The organism is Vibrio sp. 1731 (assembly GCF_033339955.1).
GTDB classification, from domain to species: domain Bacteria; phylum Pseudomonadota; class Gammaproteobacteria; order Enterobacterales; family Vibrionaceae; genus Vibrio; species Vibrio alginolyticus.
The window spans coordinates 48,097-70,134 of sequence record NZ_JAWOVO010000011.1; the positions used below are offsets into that span (position 1 = coordinate 48,097).

At 45.7% G+C, this 22,038-nt stretch carries 17 protein-coding genes; 14 read left to right on the forward strand and 3 right to left on the reverse strand.

Going from position 1 to position 22,038, the window contains the following annotated elements:
• Positions 1-38: 38 nt before the first annotated feature.
• The 5 genes from R7035_RS14290 to R7035_RS14310 all read left to right on the forward strand — a co-directional run bounded on the left by R7035_RS14290 (position 39) and on the right by R7035_RS14310 (position 4,959).
• Positions 39-653 carry a YfgM family protein gene (locus R7035_RS14290; RefSeq protein WP_005381697.1) on the forward strand — a complete coding sequence of 205 codons (615 nt, stop codon included), beginning with the start codon at positions 39-41 and terminating at the stop codon, positions 651-653.
• A 12-nt stretch (positions 654-665) separates the two neighbouring features.
• The gene (gene bamB / locus R7035_RS14295) at positions 666-1,826 is read left to right on the forward strand and encodes an outer membrane protein assembly factor BamB (protein ID WP_005381696.1); all 1,161 of its coding nucleotides are present in this window, start codon (positions 666-668) and stop codon (positions 1,824-1,826) included.
• 167 nt (positions 1,827-1,993) lie between these two features.
• Positions 1,994-3,490: a ribosome biogenesis GTPase Der gene (gene der, locus R7035_RS14300; RefSeq protein ID WP_005381694.1), complete on the forward strand. Its 1,497-nt coding sequence runs from the start codon at positions 1,994-1,996 to the stop codon at positions 3,488-3,490.
• A 59-nt stretch (positions 3,491-3,549) separates the two neighbouring features.
• Positions 3,550-4,425 (forward strand): metal-dependent hydrolase, encoded by an 876-nt coding sequence (locus tag R7035_RS14305; RefSeq protein ID WP_047102174.1) that lies wholly within the window; start codon positions 3,550-3,552, stop codon positions 4,423-4,425.
• Positions 4,426-4,734: 309 nt separating this feature from the next.
• Positions 4,735-4,959, forward strand: coding sequence for a zinc ribbon domain-containing protein (locus R7035_RS14310; RefSeq protein WP_031780843.1), 225 nt, complete (start codon positions 4,735-4,737; stop codon positions 4,957-4,959).
• Positions 4,960-4,972: 13 nt separating this feature from the next.
• Here R7035_RS14310 and xseA read toward each other — a convergent pair whose 3' ends face one another.
• A complete protein-coding gene (gene xseA, locus R7035_RS14315) occupies positions 4,973-6,304 on the reverse strand; it encodes an exodeoxyribonuclease VII large subunit (protein ID WP_031780844.1) in 1,332 nt (443 codons plus the stop codon).
• A 231-nt stretch (positions 6,305-6,535) separates the two neighbouring features.
• Here xseA and guaB point away from each other — a divergent pair, with 231 nt between their 5' ends.
• The 5 genes from guaB to R7035_RS14340 all read left to right on the forward strand — a co-directional run bounded on the left by guaB (position 6,536) and on the right by R7035_RS14340 (position 14,033).
• A complete protein-coding gene (gene guaB / locus R7035_RS14320; RefSeq protein WP_042521181.1) occupies positions 6,536-8,002 on the forward strand; it encodes an IMP dehydrogenase in 1,467 nt (488 codons plus the stop codon).
• A gap of 99 nt (positions 8,003-8,101) precedes the next feature.
• Complete coding sequence (gene guaA / locus R7035_RS14325; protein WP_005381685.1) at positions 8,102-9,655, forward strand: glutamine-hydrolyzing GMP synthase; 1,554 nt, start codon at positions 8,102-8,104, stop codon at positions 9,653-9,655.
• A 165-nt stretch (positions 9,656-9,820) separates the two neighbouring features.
• Complete coding sequence (locus R7035_RS14330) at positions 9,821-11,344, forward strand: Na+/H+ antiporter NhaC family protein (RefSeq protein WP_005381684.1); 1,524 nt, start codon at positions 9,821-9,823, stop codon at positions 11,342-11,344.
• Positions 11,345-11,556: 212 nt separating this feature from the next.
• Positions 11,557-13,260 carry a chitinase gene (locus R7035_RS14335; RefSeq protein ID WP_136976153.1) on the forward strand — a complete coding sequence of 568 codons (1,704 nt, stop codon included), beginning with the start codon at positions 11,557-11,559 and terminating at the stop codon, positions 13,258-13,260.
• 182 nt (positions 13,261-13,442) lie between these two features.
• Positions 13,443-14,033 (forward strand): acetate uptake transporter, encoded by a 591-nt coding sequence (locus R7035_RS14340; RefSeq protein WP_005381682.1) that lies wholly within the window; start codon positions 13,443-13,445, stop codon positions 14,031-14,033.
• 100 nt (positions 14,034-14,133) lie between these two features.
• Here the strand turns inward: R7035_RS14340 and R7035_RS14345 are convergent, their stop codons facing one another.
• Both R7035_RS14345 and R7035_RS14350 read right to left on the reverse strand, forming a co-directional pair.
• Positions 14,134-15,681 carry an alanine/glycine:cation symporter family protein gene (locus R7035_RS14345; RefSeq protein ID WP_005381681.1) on the reverse strand — a complete coding sequence of 516 codons (1,548 nt, stop codon included), beginning with the start codon at positions 15,679-15,681 and terminating at the stop codon, positions 14,134-14,136.
• A 307-nt stretch (positions 15,682-15,988) separates the two neighbouring features.
• The gene (locus R7035_RS14350) at positions 15,989-17,245 is read right to left on the reverse strand and encodes a D-amino acid dehydrogenase (protein ID WP_017820572.1); all 1,257 of its coding nucleotides are present in this window, start codon (positions 17,243-17,245) and stop codon (positions 15,989-15,991) included.
• A 106-nt stretch (positions 17,246-17,351) separates the two neighbouring features.
• On the opposite strand from R7035_RS14350, the gene R7035_RS14355 reads away from it, so the two are divergent.
• From R7035_RS14355 to R7035_RS14370, 4 genes are all read left to right on the forward strand, one after another.
• Positions 17,352-18,263: a LysR substrate-binding domain-containing protein gene (locus tag R7035_RS14355; protein ID WP_132937057.1), complete on the forward strand. Its 912-nt coding sequence runs from the start codon at positions 17,352-17,354 to the stop codon at positions 18,261-18,263.
• 117 nt (positions 18,264-18,380) lie between these two features.
• Positions 18,381-19,649 (forward strand): O-acetylhomoserine aminocarboxypropyltransferase/cysteine synthase family protein, encoded by a 1,269-nt coding sequence (locus R7035_RS14360; RefSeq protein WP_005381677.1) that lies wholly within the window; start codon positions 18,381-18,383, stop codon positions 19,647-19,649.
• 208 nt (positions 19,650-19,857) lie between these two features.
• Entirely contained in the window at positions 19,858-21,189 is a 1,332-nt protein-coding gene (locus R7035_RS14365; RefSeq protein ID WP_042521241.1) for an aspartate aminotransferase family protein, read from the forward strand.
• Positions 21,180-22,019: a 3-keto-5-aminohexanoate cleavage protein gene (locus tag R7035_RS14370; RefSeq protein WP_053302975.1), complete on the forward strand. Its 840-nt coding sequence runs from the start codon at positions 21,180-21,182 to the stop codon at positions 22,017-22,019. Before R7035_RS14365 ends, R7035_RS14370 begins: the two co-directional genes overlap by 10 nt.
• Positions 22,020-22,038: the final 19 nt, after the last annotated feature.

Here is a 22,038-nt window from a genome sequence, read left to right on the forward strand (position 1 = left end):
AGCTAAGCTGCCATTTACATGTTTTAAGAGGACAGGAAGTGGAACTTTACGATACTGAAGAACAACAAGTTGAAGCCATTAAAGACTGGTGGAAGGAAAACGGCAAAGCCGTCATCATCGGTGCGGTTGTTGGTTTAGGTGGTCTATTTGGCTGGCGTTACTACCAGGATTCTGTGATTCAGGCGAGTGAAGCAGCTTCTCAAAGCTACACGACAGCAATGAATGCTTTGCAAGACAAAGGCACTGATGCTCAAGCTGACGTGAAAGCTTTCATTGAGTCAAATGAAGTAAAAGAATATTCAGTATTGGCTGCACTACAACTTGCTAAAGCACAAGTTGAAGCTCAAGACCTTTCTGCTGCATTGGAGCAACTGAAGTGGGCGCAAAGCAACACTCAAGATGCTGCGTTGTTACCATTGATTAGTTACCGCATTGCGCGTATTGAGACGGAAATGGGTAACTTCGACGCTGCAACGGCAGAGCTAAGTAACGTCACTGATACAGCATGGACAGGTCGTATTGCTGAACTTCGTGGCGATATTGCGATTCGCCAAGGTGACAAAGATGCTGCGTACGCTGCGTATACTGAAGCTCAGCAAGCGGCAGATGCAAGCCCGACACTACAAATGAAATTGGACGATCTGGCGAAATAAGGACCGCATTGGATGAAAAGAGTCTTTAAGAAAGCCTTGCTAGGGGCGTTAACAATGGGAGTACTTGCCGGTTGTGCAGGTGAGAAAGACACCATTGTAATGGCGCCACTACCTCAGGTAGACAGTCAGTTTACAACCAGTAGTGAGTGGAGCACATCGGTTGGCGATGGTGTTGGTCATTACTTTTCAAAACTATCCCCTGTATTTGCGAATGATACATTGTTCGTGGCAAGTCGTGATGGCTTAGTAAAAGCGCTGGATCCTGAGAATGGTAAACAACGTTGGCAAACGGACCTAGAAGAAGATGTCATTGCTCGTCTCTCTGGTGGTATCACAGCGGCATACGGAAACCTTTACATTGGCTCTGAGAATGGTGAAGTCATCTCTCTTGACCAAGAAACAGGTGAAATTGTTTGGCGTGTAAAAGTTGGTGGTGAGGTACTGGCGAAGCCAGTTGCAGATTCAGGCCTTATTATCATCAATACTAGCCGAGGCATGCTGATTGCCCTTAATGAGAGTACAGGTGAGCAACGCTGGGCATTGAGCACAGAAGTGCCGAACTTAACTTTACGTGGCGACAGTACTCCGACTGCAATTGGCGGCGGTGTATTTTGGGGAACGGCAAATGGCCGACTCGCAGCTGCTATCGTTGAGCGTGGTCAGTTGATTTGGCAACAGCCTGTTGGTACGCCAAAAGGCGCGACAGAAATTGATCGTTTGGTTGACGTTGATTCATCGCCAATTGTGCTAGGCGGTACTCTTTTCACCATTGGATACAATGGTCAACTTATCGCCATTGATTTGCGTTCAGCGAACCCGATTTGGAAGCGTAATTACTCATCTGCAACAGACATTTCTACAGATGGTAGCCGCATCTTTGTGATAACGGAAAAAGATCATGTTGTTGCCGTTGATTCACGAAGCGGAACTGAGTTGTGGGAAAACAGCTTGCTTGAGCACCGACAACTTACAGCGCCAGTTATTGTTGGCAATTATCTCGTTGTCGGTGACACGCTTGGTTACCTTCACTGGATGGATCGTTCAACGGGCGAATTTGTTGCGCAGCAGTTTGTCGATGATAGTGGCTTGGCAGTTGGCCCGACGTTATTGTCGGATGGTTATGTGATTACAACTCGCAACGGCGATGTAAAGAAACTAACCATTAACGAATAATATCGTGATATAATTCACATTCGGCTCCTGGCTGGTGACAGCTAGGAGCCGTTTTGTTGTTTGAATTTATTAACCCTGACGTGGTTATAGGTAAAAAGCTGGTTTGATTTGGCATCGAGCAAGTCGTTACCTATAACTACAGAAGAAAGATTATTGTAGAGGTTGTTATGGTACCTGTTGTAGCTCTAGTAGGGCGTCCGAACGTAGGTAAATCTACACTATTTAACCGATTGACTCGCACTCGTGACGCGTTGGTTGCGGACTTTCCAGGCCTAACGCGAGACCGTAAATATGGCCAGGCGAGACTTGGTGAAGAGCACGAATTCATTGTGATTGATACTGGTGGTATCGATGGCACAGAAGAAGGCGTGGAAACAAAGATGGCAGAACAGTCATTAGCCGCGATTGATGAGGCTGATGTTGTATTGTTCCTTGTTGACGGTCGTGCTGGTCTGACACCTTCAGATGAAGCAATTGCTGCGCATCTGCGTAAAATTGAAAAGCCAGCGATGCTGGTAGTAAACAAAATCGATGGTATTGATGCCGATGCGGCGTGTGCTGACTTTTGGCAGCTCGGCGTGGATGATATGTACCAGATTGCGGCCGCTCATGGCCGTGGTGTGACCGCTTTGCTTGAGCGTGCTTTATCTCCATTCTTTGATGATCTACTAACAAGTGAGTCTGAAGACGGTGAGATTGAAGACCTGACTGGATTCGAAGACGAAGAGCCTCTTGTTGAAGATTACACTGAAGAAGACGCAGAAGCAGAGTTCAAACGCCTTCAAGAGCAGCCGATTAAGTTGGCGATCATCGGTCGTCCTAACGTAGGTAAATCGACACTGACTAACCGTATTCTGGGTGAAGAACGTGTGGTTGTATACGATATGCCTGGTACAACGCGCGATTCTATCTACATCCCGATGGAGCGTGATGGACGCGAGTACGTACTAATTGATACCGCAGGTGTTCGTCGTCGTGGTCGTATCAATGAAACGGTTGAAAAGTTCTCTGTTGTTAAGACGCTGAAAGCGGTAGAAGATGCAAACGTCGTTCTACTGGTGATTGATGCTCGTGAAAATATTTCAGACCAAGACCTAAGCTTGCTTGGTTTTGCACTGAATGCTGGCCGCTCAATTGTCATCGCCGTTAACAAGTGGGATGGTCTAGACAGTGACGTGAAAGAAAGCGTGAAGAAAGAACTGGACCGCCGTCTAGGATTCGTCGACTTCGCGCGTATCCACTTTATCTCTGCGCTGCACGGTACTGGCGTTGGTCACTTGTTTGAATCTATCCAAGAAGCATATAACTCGGCGACAACGCGTGTGGGTACGTCAGTACTGACGCGTATCATGAAGATGGCTGTGGATGATCACCAACCGCCAATGGTTCGTGGTCGTCGTATCAAACTCAAATACGCACACGCAGGTGGTTACAACCCACCGATCGTTGTTATCCACGGTAACATGGTTCGTGAATTGCCAGATTCGTATAAACGTTATCTGATGAACTACTTCCGTAAGTCTCTGGAAATTATGGGAACACCGATTCGCATTAACTTCCACAACAGTGATAACCCATACGAGAACCGTACGAATAAGCTTACGCTATCACAAGAGCGTAAACGTAAGCGTATGATGTCGATGGTGAAAAACCGCAATAAATAATGAAATTCGAATACCCAAGTTTCTACTTGGGTATTTTTTTATCAAAAGTAATCGTAAAAATGACTATCACAGCAACAAAGACTCGTTTTTGTCATCAAACATGGCAATTAGAAGCACAAATACAGCTCGTTCAATATACGGAAGAAGTGACTTACGTTATTACAGATGTCACGCCGTTCCATCCCGTTAGTCACATATGGCCGGATCACCCTGCAGACAAAGGAACGTTGAAGGTGAATGGGGCTGAGCATGACGTAGTAGATTGCCAAGTTGGGGCAGTGGAGCAGGAAAGTGGTGCTCTGTATGTGGGTAGTGACATCCCTGTAAAGCGTGATGCTGAAGGTTGGGTGTTTGTCGTCGTGCATGTTTTATCACGTACGGAATCACTTGTTACTGATGATTTGGTGACATTGGCGGTAGATAAGGATTACCAACGCGCTTTGAGTCGAGGCCACACTGCAGGACACTTAGCGTATTTGGCGTTGAATAAAGTACTAGCGGAAGACTATTGGCGAAAAGACGCAGACCGCAAAGACCCACATGGTTATTATGACTTTAATAGCTATGCACAAGTTACGAGTTATGTTACTCCAGACAAGTGCCTCGATACGTACCGTTTAGGCAAAACACTCCGTAAAAGAGGATTAAACAGTGCAGATATGCTGAATGACCTCCAGGCGATTGCAAAAAAAGTGAATAGCCAACTTGTGGAATGGCTTCGACGAGATGCGATGATCACCATGGAATGCCACGGTGACAGATTAACGGATTCTCGCTATTGGAAGTGCGATTTAGGGGAAGGTCAATTAGCGGTAATCCCTTGTGGTGGAACGCATGCGAGCCATTTAAATGAGTTTGCTTTTATCCAAGTTAAACTCGTTGAGCTCGACGCTCAAACTATCGAAATGCACACCAATGTAAACACTGCTTTCTGAATAAGATCTTTTTATTAAATTCTAATTTTACGTTTAATTAAATTGCCATAAGGTTTTTTATTCTGCCTTAAATTGGAATGCAGAATATGTAACTTATGCTTTCGGTGTGTGGTTATATAAATATTCTTTTAAGGGGTGATCGCTGATCAAGGAGTAAATATCAGACGATCAGTATAAGATCCTACGTATCAAGTATGGTTATCGCCTCGTGAAACTTGTTAGGGCGGTGATGAAGATCAACATACTTGTTCGTTATTTTGAGTAGCATGCGTTACTCGAAATTGCTTAGTTTAGAGAGAGGAACGGGATATGCAGCAGAACATTTGCCCGACTTGCAATGTCGAACTGGAATGGACAGGACAATACCATTGTGAACAGTGTGAATCGGATTTTAAAAAAGTAGGTTTTTGCCCTGATTGTGAGGCGGAGCTGGAGAAGCTGCAAGCATGCGGTGCTGCGAGTTACTTTTGTAATGTGTGTAATGAACTCAAATCAAAATCACGTGTCCGATTTGAGTTCCAGAAAGTCAGTTAACCAGAGTTTGTATTCAGTTAACGGTAGAACGAACGTCACCTTCGGCTAACCGGGTAATCAATACATCTCCCGACTTTACATCTGAAGATTGCGTAATTACTTTACCTTGCTCAGTTTGAGTAATTGAGTAACCTCGTTTCAATGTCGCTAGTGGGCTGACGGTGTCCAACTTTTCTGCGGCAATCGCGAGTTGATGGCGCATAGTCAGTAATTTGCGATCCATTGCATCCATGAGCTTTTGCTCAACACGTTCTAGCTTCGACTTCTGCTCGCTAAGGCGTGTTACAGGAGAATTTAATTGCAGCCGATAATGTTGACGCTCGATTCGCTGTTGACGCAAGGCAATAAAACGACTCATCACTCGCTGTAAGCGCATGTCCAACTCATCTAACTGTTGCGTCTGACGTTGCAAGCGATAGCTTGGGTGCTGTCTCTCTAGACGGTGCACTAATTGAGCAGATTGCTGCTTTTGTTGTGCTAGGTAGTAACGCATCGCGCTTGCTAACTTATGCTGGCGGGTAACTAAAGCTTGATCTTTGTGGCTGTTATCACGGCTTACTAGCTCAGCGGCTGCTGATGGAGTAGGCGCGCGTACGTCGGCGACAAAATCAGCTATTGTCACGTCAACTTCATGTCCAACGGCGCTAATAATAGGAATTTGGCTTGCTGCAATCGTGCGAGCTAATATCTCGTTGTTAAAGCACCATAAGTCTTCTAATGAACCACCACCTCGGCCCACAATTAGCACATCACATTCATCACGGCTGTTAGCGCGACCAATGGCTTGTGCAATTTGAATGGCTGCGTCCTCACCTTGTACCACTGTCGGATAAATCACAACAGGTAGGGAAGGATCACGACGTTTCAATACGTCTAAGATATCGTAAAGCGCGGCACCAGTTTTCGATGTGATGACGCCAACACGTTTAGGGTGCTCAGGCAAAGATTGCTTATTGATTTGCGCGAACAACCCTTCTGCTGCAAGCTTCATTTTCAGCTCTTCAAACTCTTGCTGAAGACGGCCGTCACCTTCCGGTTGCATGCTTTCGATGATCAATTGGTAGTCACCGCGAGGCTCATAAAGAGAAAGACGAGCTTTTACTAGGACTTGATTACCGTTAGCGGGCTTGAAAGTAACGCGGCGATTGTTACCACGAAACATGGCACATTTAACTTGAGCGCGAGAGTCTTTAAGAGTGAGGTACCAGTGACCAGAGACAGGAGCTGAAAAGTTGGATATCTCTCCGACGAGCCAAACGATCCCCATTTCGTTTTCAAGGAGTAAGCGAACTTCTGCGTTGAGACGAGAAACAGTAAAGATGTTTTGATTGGTCTTGGAGAGCACAGCTAATCTCTTAGACGTGAGTATGGAAATTAGCGGCAATATAATACATAGCAAGGGGGTAATTGCAAGAAAAAAATTAAAAAATTTGTGGTCAAGCGATTGCGTTAACCGTATAATCCCTCCGCAATATCTAATCCAAATGTAGCTAGTTGCTAACGCAGGTTACCCTCATTATGCGAAACGATGAGATTGGATTGTTCTTTTTACTCCTCTAATTGTGAGATATTGCAAATGCTAAGAATTGCCAAAGAAGCGCTGACATTCGATGACGTACTACTTGTGCCAGCACACTCCACCGTTCTCCCAAACACAGCTGATCTTCGCACTCAGCTAACTAAGAACATCACCCTAAACATCCCAATGATTTCAGCGTCTATGGACACTGTTACTGAAGCTCGTCTAGCAATTGCGCTAGCGCAAGAGGGTGGCATTGGCTTTATCCACAAGAACATGTCTATTGAGCAGCAGGCAGCCGAAGTTCGTAAAGTTAAGAAGTTCGAAGCTGGTATGGTGACTGACGCGGTTACTGTAAACCCTGACGCGACCATCGCTGATGTTGTTGCACTCACTGAAAAACATGGTTTTGCAGGTTTCCCTGTTGTCACTGAGAGCAATGAGCTTGTTGGTATTATCACTGGTCGTGACGTTCGTTTTGTGACGGACCTTTCTAAGAAAGTATCTTCAGTAATGACGCCAAAAGAGAAGTTGGCAGCAGTTAAAGAAGGTGCAACACGAGAAGAAGTGCAAGAGAAAATGCACGAAGCTCGTGTAGAGAAAGTATTGGTTGTGAATGATGAGTTCCAACTAACCGGTATGATTACTGCGAAAGACTTCCACAAAGCAGAACGTAAACCAAACGCATGTAAAGATGAGCGTGGTCGCCTACGTGTTGGCGCAGCCGTTGGTGCTGGCGCTGGTAACGAAGAGCGTGTTGCTGCTCTAGTTGAAGCAGGCGTTGATGTTCTACTTATCGACTCTTCACACGGACATTCTGAAGGTGTTCTAAACCGCATTCGCGAAACACGTGCAGCTTACCCAGATCTAGACATCATCGGTGGTAACGTAGCAACAGGTGCTGGTGCTAAAGCACTAATCGAAGCTGGCGTAAGCGCAGTGAAAGTTGGTATCGGCCCTGGTTCTATCTGTACAACTCGTATTGTAACGGGTGTAGGAGTTCCACAAATCACTGCAATCGCAGATGCGGCAGAAGTGGCTAATGATTATGGTATTCCGGTTATTGCTGACGGTGGTATCCGTTTCTCAGGTGATATCTGTAAAGCAATCGTAGCTGGCGCATCATGTGTGATGGTTGGTTCTATGTTTGCTGGTACTGAAGAAGCGCCGGGTGAAGTGATTCTATACAATGGCCGTTCTTACAAGTCTTACCGCGGCATGGGTTCTCTTGGTGCTATGTCTCAAGGTTCTTCTGACCGTTACTTCCAGTCTGACAACGCAGCGGACAAGCTAGTACCAGAAGGTATTGAAGGTCGTATCGCATACAAAGGCCGTCTAAAAGAGATCGTACACCAACAAATGGGTGGTCTACGTTCAAGCATGGGTCTAACTGGTTCTGCAACTATCGAAGATATGCGTACGAAAGCTGAATTTGTACGTATCTCTGGTGCAGGTATGCAAGAGTCTCATGTACACGATGTTCAAATTACTAAGGAAGCGCCGAACTACCGTCTAGGGAACTAATTACCTAACGGAAACGTTTGCTTTTTCCTTGAAGCATTAAGAAGAGGCGAGTACACTCGCCTCGGTTTTAATCACTTAGCCTTAAAAAGACTGCTCAAAATGACTAAAAATATCCATGACCAACGTATTCTGATCTTGGACTTCGGTTCTCAGTACACTCAATTAGTAGCACGCCGCGTACGTGAAATCGGCGTTTACTGTGAACTATGGAGCTGGGATGTAGAAGAAGCGGATATTCGCGAATTCAACCCAGATGGCATTATCCTATCTGGCGGTCCAGAAAGCGTAACGGAAGAGAACTCTCCACGCGCGCCTCAATATGTGTTTGATTCTGGTGTTCCTTTGCTTGGCGTATGTTACGGCATGCAAACCATGGCGGAACAGTTAGGAGGCAAAGTAGCGGGCTCTAACGAACGTGAGTTTGGCTACGCTCAGGTTAAAGTTTCTGGTGAATGTGCTCTATTTAAAGACCTTGAAGCAACTCAAGACGTTTGGATGAGCCATGGCGACAAAGTAGTAGAGATCCCAGCCGATTTCGTAAAAGTTGGTGAGACAGACACTTGTCCTTACGCTGCGATGGCGAACGAAGAGAAGAAATACTACGGTGTTCAGTTCCACCCAGAAGTGACACACACAAAAGGTGGCCTACAAATGCTTGAGAACTTTGTTCTTGGCGTATGTGGCTGTGAGCGTCTATGGACTTCGGAATCTATCATAGAAGACGCGGTTGCTCGCATTAAAGAGCAAGTGGGTGACGACGAAGTTATCCTAGGTCTATCTGGTGGTGTTGATTCATCGGTAGTTGCGATGCTGGTTCACCGTGCAATCGGCGACAAGCTAACGTGTGTATTTGTTGATAACGGTCTTCTTCGTCTGAACGAAGGTCAGCAAGTAATGGATATGTTTGGCGACCAATTTGGTTTGAACATCATCAAGGTTGACGCTGAAGAACGCTTCCTAAAAGCACTTGAAGGCAAGTCTGACCCAGAAGAGAAGCGTAAGACTATCGGTCACGTATTCGTAGATGTATTCGATGAAGAGTCTAAGAAGCTGAAAAACGCGAAATGGCTAGCTCAAGGTACGATTTATCCTGATGTAATCGAGTCAGCTGCATCTAAGACTGGTAAAGCGCACGTGATCAAATCGCACCACAACGTGGGCGGTCTTCCAGATGACATGGAAATGGGTCTTGTTGAGCCACTACGTGAGTTGTTCAAAGATGAAGTTCGTAAGATTGGTCTAGAATTAGGCCTGCCTTACAACATGCTTTACCGCCACCCATTCCCGGGTCCTGGTCTAGGTGTTCGTGTTCTTGGTGAAATCAAGAAAGAGTACTGTGACTTGCTACGCCGTGCTGATGCTATCTTTATTGAAGAGCTTCACGCAGCTGATCTATACAACAAAGTATCTCAAGCGTTCACGGTATTCCTACCAGTACGTTCTGTTGGTGTAATGGGCGATGGCCGTAAGTACGATTGGGTTGTGTCTCTACGTGCGGTAGAAACCATCGACTTTATGACGGCACACTGGGCGCACCTACCATACGACTTCCTAGGTAAGGTATCTAACCGTATTATCAACGAAGTTGATGGCATTTCTCGTGTTGTTTACGACATTTCAGGTAAGCCACCAGCGACTATCGAGTGGGAATAATTTTCCTCTAGACAGTTGAGTTTATAAGAACCAGCCTTCGGGCTGGTTTTTTTGTACTTCAAGTTTGTGAAGAGGTGGTTCAACTTTTTTGTGAGAGATATATACATGCGGTTAAATTAAATATATATTCATTTTAGTTGTTTAATTATCATAAATGGTATTGCTATGGAACAGGCTGACGTTACCTCTCTCATTCCCATCCTTATTACTCTTTTCCTCGCGCTGACCACAAGAAATGTCGTTGTTGGTTTATTCGCGGGTGTGGTGAGTGGTGTCGCTATGCTTGAAGGGACATTTGTCGAAAAAGGGCCACTAGACTCGTTTAGTGCATTGATGAAAAGCTATCTACTGCCGCAATTAACTGACAGCTACAATGCGGGCGTCATTTTGCTCTTGGTCTTTATTGGTGGCTTTGTTGCCTTGATGGAGAAATCTGGCGGTGGTGTGGCGTTTGCTAAAAAGGTTACTCAATGGGTTGCGAGTAAATGCCAAGCTCAACTGTCCGCATGGTTCGGTGGTGTGGTTATTTTCTTCTCAGACCTTGGTACACCACTGATTGTTGGCCCTGTTTTTCGCCCTTTATTTGATAAGTTAAAAGTATCACGCCAAAAATTAGCTTTTATTATCGACTCTACTTCCTCTCCCGTCGCAATCTTGATCCCTTTTATCGGATGGGGCGTTTACATCATGGGATTGATTCAAAAAGAGTTTACTGCCCTGAATGTCAGTATGAGTGATTGGGATGCTTTCATTGGTGCGATCCCGTATCAGTTTTACGCCTTTCTTGCGATCGCGATTGTGCCGATTGTCTCTTTCTTCAAATTAGATTTCGGACCGATGGCGAAGGCTGAACAACTAGCAGAGCAGGGCTCCGACTTTGGGAAAGTGCAGGAGTCCATGAATGTGTTTACGCATAAAAATGCAAAATCTAGTTTTGTATGGGCACCTTTGCTCGTTATGCTGGTGGTTCTATGTACCATCCTCGTGCCACACGGTTTTCCATTTCAAAAAGTGGCAGGATCAACGTTTAGGGCTGCACTTTCTTCTGCATATTTCTTCGCGGCCTTCACTTTAATTGCGCTGATGGCGTTTTATGGCGTAAGAAAGCTTTCGGATGGTATTCAGGTTTATCTGAAAGGGATGTCAAACATGATGTCAGTGGCGGTGATTCTGGTATTGGCTTGGGCGCTTAGCTCGGTTGGGAAAGAATTAGGTGCAGCTGCATACATTGCTGAACAAGCTCAAGCCGGTTTCCCTTACTGGTTATTGCCAGCGGTTGCGTTTTTACTGGCCGGTATTATCTCGTTCGCTACGGGATCATCTTGGGGGACGTTTGCCATCATGATGCCATTAGTGATCCCAACTGCCGTCGCGATTGATGCACCACTGTTGGTTTGTATTGGTGCGGTATTATCTGGTGGCTTGTTTGGCGATCACTGTTCTCCCATCTCTGAAACTACGATTTTGTCGTCGACAGGAGCGGGGTGTGAACAGTATGAGCACTTCCGTACACAATTGCCTTACGCATTACTCAATGGAATGATCGCATTAGGGTGTTTTCTTTTAGCTGGAATCAACGCCTCACCAGTGATTGTGCTTGCCGCAATTATTTCTCAGTGTGTGGTTTATTTTGTGCTGTCTAAACAAAAGTCAACCGCGAAGCTAGAGGTGGTTTCGGCAGAACAATAAAGAGAGAAACATCACAAAGCGGAGGCTCACAGGGTCTCCGCTTTTCTTTTGAGTCAAGGTAACATTTTTCTTGTGACAAAATGTGTGTGAGGACCTATTTATTCATTTTGTCTCGCAGAATCAACGTACTTGGCTCGGTGTTTCGTATATATGATCCACTATATGTCTAGTTATTCCTCGTATATTGTATTGTTGAAATCCGGAGACTAGACATGTTTGCACTCAAACATCTTCCTCTTGCATTGAGTTGTGTCTTAGCAGCACAAGTGAATGCGAGTATGAATATTCAGCCCGATCCGCAAAATCCGAATGGTTATGTTATTGCTCGTGGTGACGTTCAAGCCGTAGAGCAAAGCAAAACTTCTAATCCTATGTATGCCATTTGGTCACAAGCATTAGAGACACGCCCGAACTCAGTGGTTGAAGCGATTGTTCCAGGGGCGACAACCAACCCAGAAAACGTGAAGCGTGTAGAGCGTGTATTCCCCGAAAGTGAGTGGGACTTCCTGACTCAAATGGCGGCACCTGAATACACTTACACGCGTTTCCTACGTGCAATTGGTAAGTTCCCTGCGTTCTGTGGTGAGTACACAGACGGTCGTGATTCGGATGCAATTTGTAAAAAATCGATCGTGACAGCGTTTGCTCACTTTGCACAAGAAACCGGTGGCCATATTTCGATTGATAACGTATCGGATAATCCGCTAGGGTTGGAAGAGTGGCAGCAAGCTTTGGTTCATGTGCGAGAAATGGGATGGTCTGAAGGGCAAGAAGGTTACACAACAGGTTGTGGTCAAAATGACTGGCAAAATAAGCGTTGGCCATGTGAACCAGGACAAGGTTATTTTGGACGTGGTGCTAAACAGCTTTCTTACCATTTTAACTATGGCGCGTTCTCTGAAGTGATGTTTGATGGCGATGCATCTGTATTGCTGAAAAATCCAGGCTTGGTTGCGGATTCATGGCTGAACTTGGCATCGGCTATCTGGTTCTTCCTAACCCCACAAGCACCGAAACCTGCAATGCTACATGTGATTGACCGTACTTGGGTGCCTTCACAGCGTGAGCTTGATGCTGGCATTGGTTACGGCTTTGGTACCACCATCAACGTGATCAATGGTGGTATTGAGTGTGGAGAGCAAAACAAAGATAAAGGTCAACCTGTTAACCGTATTCGCTATTGGGAAGGACTTGCCGCTCATTATCAAATTCCAATTGAAGCCGATGAGACCAATACCTGTTGGCAGCAGACGCCTTACGGCAGCTTAAATCTGAATGGTGCGACAGACGTGTTGTACACCAACTGGGATGGGAACTGGAAATACTACTCAGATCGTCCGGGAGGCCACTCTTTTGAATGTGAACTTGTTGGTTTCCAAACGGCTTACTCTGCGCTAGTTGCGGGTGACTATGAGAAATGTGTAACTAACTTCTACCAATCTCATGCGGGTTGGCCAGAAGTTCGTGTAGTTGACAAGTTAGACCCAGTGGATCCGGTCGATCCGCCTGTAGGTGGTGTGGCAGCTTGGGATTCTGGCAAAGTATATAACACGGGTGATCAAGTTTCTTACCAAGGTGCTGTTTACGAAGCGAAATGGTGGTCACAAGGTAATGAGCCAACGAAAGGAGACCCTTGGAAGCTGGTTTCAGGCACTCCTACGGAGCCGCCTACAACGGAACCTGAACCACCGGTGACTGAGCCAGAGCCGCCCGTCACAGAACCTGAGCCGCCAGTAACCGAGCCAGAACCACCAGTTACAGGCAATTTTATTCAGTGGGAGCCGGGTGTAACGCAAGTCGCTAACGGCGATAAAGTGACGTACCAAAACAAATGTTTTGTCGCAAAAAATGGCCCTGGAGTATGGGAAAGCCCAACGCAAAGCAACTGGTTCTGGGACGAGATTTCTTGTCAGTGATTGAGTGAAAAACAACCTAACTATCTATAAAGACTCTGCTTTTTTGCAGGGTCTTTTTTTATATATGTAGTGGTTTATTTATGGAATCTAAGTTTTCAATAACAGCTTTTCTCTTTTGTTCTGGAGCCCATTAAAATTCGCGCGCATTTTTTATCAACATTTTTGAAAAAAGGTATTTGTACATGTCGACAAAACTGGCTAACCCAGCACCGCTAGGTCTAATGGGTTTCGGTATGACCACTATTCTGCTCAATATTCATAATGCAGGATTTTTCCCAATTGACTCTATGATCCTAGCGATGGGCATCTTTTACGGTGGCCTTAGCCAAGTAATCGTTGGCATCATGTGCTTTAAACGCGGTGATACATTCGGCACAACTGCGTTTACTTCTTACGGTCTATTTTGGCTAACATTGGTTGGTCTAATCGTAATGCCTCACATGGGTCTTCCTGCAAGCCCTGCAAGCTTTATGGGTTGGTACCTAGCGCTTTGGGGCATCTTCACTGGTTTCATGTTCATTGGTTCTCTATGTTACCCAACAGCGAAGCAAGTGGTATTTGGTTCTCTAACTATCCTGTTCTTCTTGCTTGCTGCTCGTGATTTCACTGGTAGCGAAGTGATCGGTGCTATCGCTGGCTTCGAGGGTATCTTCTGTGGCGCAAGTGCAATTTACTTCGCAATGGCGCAAGTGCTGAACAACGAATTTGGTCGTGAAGTGTTACCTGTCGGTAAAGCAAAAATCGCTCGTAAAGTTGAAGCGGTTATCGCCTAAGCTGTTACTCATAATGAAGAAAGGGGGATTAACCATTGGTTAATCCCCCTTTTTTATGTCCTCAATCGGACCACTGCTTTTTCTTATTTATGTGATAACGCTATGTTGATGGTTGCTCAACAGTTTCTGCGCTATTACTGTCTGCTGTTGGTGCTTTACCCGTTTTACGTCGGTACTTATCTTCCCAGTAATCTGCGCCTTTAATGCCCAGTGCAACAGGGTTAAATGTAAAATCGGTCACACCACGTTTTTGTTGCTCTTCGTAGTCGTTCAGTGCTTTGAGTGCAGGCTTCGACATAAAGAAGATGATCAAAATACCGATGATGTTTAGCCACGCCATCAGTCCTACACCTACATCACCCATCGCCCATGCTAAGTTGGCGGTTTTCACGGTTCCGTAGAACACGGATGAAATAATGATGACTTTCAGAATAAACATCAGTCCATTTACTTTGAACGTACGACGAATGTAAGCAATGTTCGTTTCTGCAATGTAGTAGTAAGCCAGAATGGTCGTAAACGCGAAGAAGAATAGAGCGATTGCGATGAATGGTTTACCCACGCCAGGTAGTGCGCTTTCGATCGCCATCTGTGTAAACACTGGGCCATTTGCACCAATATCCGCTGGTAGGTTTTGAACCAGGAATGTACCTTCAATCGCACCATTTACGTTGTACGCGCCAGTGATAAGAATCATGAACGCGGTTGCTGAACACACAAGTAGTGTATCGATGTAAATAGAGAAAGATTGAACAAGACCTTGCTGAGCAGGGTGATCAACACTCGCTGCTGCTGCTGCGTGAGGACCAGTACCTTGACCTGCTTCGTTGGAGTAGACCCCACGTTTTACACCCCAGCCGATTGCTGCACCAACGCCTGCCATTGGTGTGAACGCGTCACCAATGATCATGCCGAAAATGCGTGGAACCTCACCAATGTTTAGAAGGATGATGACAAACGCAGTAATGATGTAAGCTAACGCCATAAATGGCACAACGACTTGGGTAAAGTTCGCGATACGCTTTACGCCACCAAAAATGATGAAAGCCAAAATGACACAAACAACCGTACCAGTGAAAATTTTAGCAAAACTGAAGGTACCAATAGCGGTTTCAATCATGTCACCTGAGCCAAATGCGGCTTCTACTGCGTTACCGATACTGTTCGATTGAACGCCAGGAAGTAGAACACCACAAGCAAAGATGGTCGCGATAGCAAAGATCCAAGCGTACCATTTTTGTCCCATTGCTTTCTCAATATAGTAAGCAGGGCCACCACGGAACTCGCCTTCGTCTTCTTCTTTATAAATTTGTGCAAGTGTTGATTCTGCGTATGCGGTTGCAGCGCCAAAGAAGGCTACGACCCACATCCAGAATACGGCGCCTGGGCCACCGAAACCGATAGCAGCAGCAACACCAGCAATGTTACCTGTACCTACACGGCCAGACAGTGAAACGGCAAGTGCCTGAAATGATGATATCCCTTTTGTTGAACTCTTCCCAGAAAGTAATAAGCGCCACATCTCAAAGAAGTGACGAATTTGTACAAAACGCGTCATGATTGAATAGAACAAACCTGCGCCAAGGCACAAATAGATCAGTACCGGGCTCCAAATAATTCCATTCAGAAAATCAACTAATGACTGCATGAGTATTTTCCCTGTTAGTTGTGTTTGTGGTTGTTTTTCACACAATACATTACCCTTTATGTAATGCAATTGTTAACTTTTTTGGCTACAAATCCTTTGTAGCGTGATGATGAACACAGAATGGAGAGCAGTTGTTAAAATTTGGTTCTTATTGCTTATTTGCTCCTTTTAGGTAGAAGATTTGCCTGATGATTAATTATGCAGCACATTGTCATTTAAATGTGCTGCGATTTTGATGAGTTAAAAATGCCAGTGGTTATGCATTTTGTGGAGTAAGTGCCTGCCTATTTTTTGTTCAGTCATGTCCTCAGGCGTAACGACAAAGGTTAAGCTCCGCATTATCCATTACTTTTGTTTTTTCACCTTTCATTACACTTGCTAGCAATTGACCTGAACCACAAGCCATCGTCCAACCCAGAGTTCCGTGTCCGGTGTTAGTAAAAAGGTTATCGTATTTAGTCGCGCCGATAATTGGTGTGCCATCAGGCGTCATTGGCCTAAAGCCGCTCCAAAACTCAGCTTGGCTGAAGTCACCACAACGAGGAAAAAGATCACGGATGACCATTTCGATGGTGTTTTTGCGCTTTTGTGGAAGGGAAGCATCAAACCCTGCTAATTCTGCGGTGCCAGCTACGCGAATTCTGTCATCAAATCGAGTCATAGCGACTTTATAGGTTTCATCCATCACAGTAGATCGAGGTGAGAAGTGTTCATCTTCCATCGGTATGGTGAGTGAATAGCCTTTGACAGGGTAGACCGGAATATCAATATCGAGTTGCTTGAGTAGCGCTGTAGAGTAGCTGCCAGAGGCCACCACATATTGGTCTGCTTTAAATTGTCCTCGGTTCGTTTGGACACCTATGATCTTTTTGCCTACTGTAACCCAATTGCTTACTTCAGTATCGAACTCAAATCGGACACCGTGTGCCTTAGCAAGCTCCGTTAGTTGTTGGCAAAATTGATGGCAATCGCCCGTTTCGTCATCAGGTAGATGCAAGCCACCAACCAGTTTGTCTTTCACAAGTGCAAGCCCTGGCTCTTGTTCAATACATTGTTCGACGTCCATTAGCTTAAATCGGGTTCCGCTTTGTTCAAGGAGCTGCATGTCCTTTTCAATGGCTTGCAGCTGTTGATGTGTTCGGAATACTTGCAAGGTCCCAAACTGACGTCCTTGATACTCAATGGCGTGTTCTTGGCGTAACTGTTCTAAGCAAATACGGCTGTGGTTAGCGATCGAAAGCATGCGAGCCTTGTTAACTTGATAGCGAGGTAGGGTGCAGTTCGCGACCATTTTACTCGCCCAGCGGATCATGTCGGCATTCAGAGTGGGTTTGATTTTAAGTGGAGCATGCTCCTCCATTAACCACTTAATGGCTTTAACAGGAACACCAGGCGCAGCCCAAGGCGAAGAATAGCCATATGAGATCTGCCCGGCATTGGCGAAGCTCGTTTCCATGGCACTGCTTGGTTGGCGGTCAATGACGGTAACTTGATAGCCTGCTTGAGATAAATACCAAGCAGAGGTTAAGCCAATAACGCCGCTGCCTAATACGATGACTTCCATTGATGCACTCCACACATTTATCAGAGTGCTCAGTTTCTTTTCTTTACCTTTTGTTAACAATCGATATAAATTACACACAGCGTTTAGAAAAACTATAGGCTCAAGGATGAAAAGTAATCTGATAAGTGGCTTGTGTCTATTTAGCCAAGTCGCGGAGTACAACAGCTTTACTGGTGCTGCAAGACATTTACACCTCACCACTGGTGCCATAAGCCAACAAATTATTCATTTGGAAGCGTTATTAGGTTTTACTTTATTTGAACGCCACTCTCGCGGTATTCGTTTAACCGTAAAAGGCACTCAGTTACACCAAGCGACGCAGTTTCACTTTTCGGAACTGAGCAAATTGCTTGATGAGCTCAAAGTAGAAAAGCAAACCAATGAAATTCGTTTGAAGTTGACGCCTTCTTTTGCTTTCAAATGGTTAGTCCCAAAGCTCGAAAGCTTCCATCATGATAATCCGGATATCCAAGTACAAATCTTTGCGGAAGGTGCGCTGGTAAATAGTGAGATAAAAGACTATGACGTCGCAATTGACTATGGTCTTCATCCTTATAGAAATGCTAACGCGGAGCTGATTTTGGATGAGCATCTGCTACCGGTGATGAGTCCAAAATACCTTGAGGATCATGGCTGGCTAAAAACGTTGTTTGGTGAGCAAAAAAACTCAATGCCAGTGAAGCAATGGCAAGAGGCGACGCTACTACACGATGCGATGCCATGGGAAAACGCGACGCGTGACTATGAGTGGCTATATTGGGCGTCAGCGATGGGGTTGGATTTTAAAACCGATATCGGACACTTTTTTAATCGAACGGATATGGCGATGTCTGCAGCCGAAGCAGGCGTTGGGATTGCGATGGCACGAATGGCACTGATTGAGGATGAATTGACGACAGAGCGTTTGGTTTCTCCATTCAAACCGATTCCTGCCAATGCAGGGTATTACTTGATCATGAACACACGTACGAATGCGACAGAAACGTTTCGTCACTGGTTACTTGGACAGTTGAATTAGCGTTTTATCTCTGTGATTCATCCCTACGTTATTTGTTGAAAAATTGGGCAATATAAGTTTTAAGCAAGGTAAGTGCTTTGCTTGCCGCTATTTGAGTGATGAAAGACAGGGAAGAACATGAAAGACGAAACGCTATCCATCCATTTTGGTTACGAAACTGACCCTACCACTAAATCTGTCGCGACGCCGATTTATCAAACAGTCGCGTACGAGTTTGACAACGCGCAGCACGGCGCTGATCTGTTTAACTTGGAAGTGCCGGGGAATATCTACACTCGCATCATGAATCCGACTAACGATGTTCTGGAAAAACGCATGGCGGCGTTAGAAGGCGGCATTGCTGGATTGGTCGTGAGTGCGGGGAGTGCAGCGATTAACTATGCAATTCTGACCTTAGCGCAAGCGGGCGATAACATCGTTTCTACGCCGCAACTTTATGGCGGTACTTATACCTTGTTTGCGCACATGCTCCCAAATCAAGGTATTCAGGTGAAGTTTGCTAAAGATGACAAGCCAGAAAGTTTGGCCGAATTAATTGATGAAAATACCAAAGCGGTGTACTGCGAGAGCATTGGTAACCCTGCGGGTAATATCATCGATTTAGAACGTGTGGCGGAGCTTGCTCATGCACAAGGCGTACCTGTGATTGTGGATAACACCGTTGCGACGCCAGTGCTTTGCAAACCCATCGAATTTGGTGCGGATATCGTAGTTCACTCTCTCACTAAATACGTTGGTGGGCATGGCACCACATTAGGTGGCGTGATTGTGGATTCAGGTAAATTCCCTTGGGCGCAGCACAAAGACCGCTTTCCTGTTTTCAACCAACCAGAACCTTCTTACCACGGCGTGGTGTATACCGAAGCGTTTGGCGAAGCGGCATTTATCGGGCGTGCGCGTACCGTACCACTGCGTAATACCGGAGCCGCATTATCACCGATGAATGCATTTATGCTTATGCAAGGGCTAGAAACGTTACCGCTGCGCATGGAGCGCCATACCGAGAACACACTCAAAGTGGCTGAATTCTTGGAACAGAATGACAAAGTCAGTTGGGTAAGTTATGCCGGATTGCCAAGTTCTGAACACTTCCATCTCGCCGAAAAATACATGAAAGGTAAGCCTTCTGCGATTTTGTCGTTTGGTTTAAAAGATGGTTATGACGCTGGTGTGCGTTTTTATGATGCTTTGAAAATCTTTAAGCGTTTGGTGAACATTGGCGATGCAAAATCATTGGCTTGCCATCCTGCATCGACGACTCATCGTCAATTGAGCGAAGCAGAACAAAAACAAGCTGGTGTGTCTCCAGAGATGATTCGTTTATCGGTGGGTATTGAACATATTGACGATATTCTAGCCGATTTAGAACAGGCACTAAACGCGTAAAACGATTCTGTTTTTAGCTTTGGGTTACCCATAGGCCAGCCTTTAAAAAAGCTGGCCTATTTTTATTTTATTGTTTAAATATCAAGGGTTTTAGTGTTTTTGGGTTGTGGTATTCCAAAAGCTCATGGTGGGTGAAATTTATTCCCTTGTCGCATTTGGGGTTGTTCCTGATGATGTGTGCAAATCTTACACATTGGAAGGGACTCAAATGTCTTACGTATTTCACCGTCATTGCCATGCCACGTTGCCAATCATCGATAAAGGTGAAGGTGTTTATCTATTCGATAAACAAGGGAAACAGTATCTCGATGCTTGTGGCGGCGCTGCGGTATCAAACCTTGGCCACAGTCATCAAGCCGTTAAAAAAGCTATGTTGGAACAGCTCGAGCGAGTGCCGTTTGCTCATACTGGATTTTTTACTAGTGACAGCAGTGAGCGACTAGCGGAATTGATTTGTCAGCATATGCCTGAGCAGTTCAACCATGTGTATTTAGTCAGTGGCGGATCAGAAGCGGTGGAGTCGGCACTAAAAATGGCGCGGCAGTATTTTGTGGAATCAGGTAAGCCAGAGAAGAAGCAATTCATTGCGCGTCAGCAAAGTTATCACGGCAATACGTTGGGAGCTCTGGCGGTCGGTGGTAATGAATGGCGACGTGAACCGTTCAAACCTATCTTGCATCCGAGTCATCACATTGCCCCTTGCTATGCTTATCGTTGTCAGCAGAGTCATGAGTCGGAATTGGATTACTCATTGCGAGCGGCGAATGAACTAGAGGCAAAAATTCTTGAGTTGGGGGCTGAGAATGTCATGGCTTTTGTCGCTGAGCCCATTGTGGGAGCCACCGCTGGAGCTGTGCCTGCGACTCAAGGTTACTTCAAACGTATTCGCGAAATATGCGACCAATACGATGTGTTATTGATCTTGGATGAAGTCATGTGTGGCGTTGGACGCAGTGGTAGTTTTTTTGCATTTGAGCAAGAAGAGGCAGAACCCGATCTGGTGTGTATGGCTAAAGGGCTTGGTGCGGGTTATCAACCTATTGGCGCGGTGGTTGCGAATGATCGAGTCTACCAAGCTATTGCCGGTGGAAGCGGTTTTTTCCAACATGGCCATACCTTTATGGCGCACCCTGTGGCGTGCGCTGCTGCCGTGGCAACCATTCAAACCATCTTCCAAGATGATTTATTAACGGCGGTGAATCAGCAAAGTGCTTTGCTGCGTAATGAGCTTACTTCTGAATTGGCCCATTTACCGTACATTGGCGACATTCGTGGTAAAGGCTTATTTTTTGGCATTGAGCTGGTGGCGGATAAAGAAAGCAAGGCGCCTCTGAGTAAAGCCACATTGGCAGACAAACGCATCAAACAGCAAGCAATGGAAAATGGCTTAATGTGCTACCCAATGGGCGGAACGATTGATGGCGTTAATGGGCACCATATCTTGCTTGCACCGCCATTCATTATTCAGCCTCACCATATTGATGAGCTAGTTGGCAAACTCTCATTAACGCTAAAAGAGGTAGCGAAGGAATGGAATTAGAAAATCGATGTATACGAGAGCCTATCGCTATTATCGTGGCCCCAAACGGTGCAAGAAAAACTAAGCACGATCACGCCAGCTTACCCATGACAAAAGACGAACTGGTTGCAGAGGCTATCGCTTGTCAAACGGCAGGGGCTGCCATGATCCATTTACATGCTAGAGACGCCAACGGACGTCATTCATTAGACATCGACGACAACATGGCAATTTACTATGCCGTGAAAGAAGCGGTGGGACAAAACATGATGGTACAGCTCACCACAGAGGCGGTGGGCTTGTATTCTCCGCCACAACAGATGGCGTTAGTTAAAGCTGTGAAACCAGAAGCGGCTTCTTTCGCATTGAGGGAGTTAATCCCTGATCGAGCAAGTGAGAAAGAAGGGTATGCCTTTTTCCATTGGGTGGCAGAAAACAACATCGTGAGCCAAATTATTCTCTACGATGCAACCGACATTGAACGTTATTTCCAACTGCGTGATGCGGGCGTGTTACCTAAAACGTATCAGCATGCATTAGTGGTGTTAGGGCGTTATCACCAAGCTCAACAGTCTTCGCCATGGGATTTACGAGGTTTGAATTTGGCGCATTTTGTCGAGGAAGAAATTCGATGTGCCATTTGTGCTTTTGGCGCGCGAGAGCAAGACTGTTTAGCGAGTGCGATGTTACTTGGATTCGATGTGAGAGTGGGGTTTGAGAATAACCACGTCGATGTGGCAGGCGAATTAGCAATCAGTAACGCGGCTCAGGTGGAAGCTCTACGCGATGTGGCGCATCGCTTTGCGATTCCTTTACACAGTGCGCAAAGTTTGCGTTCAGCTTTGAAGTAAATCTGCTCGCGGAAAAGAA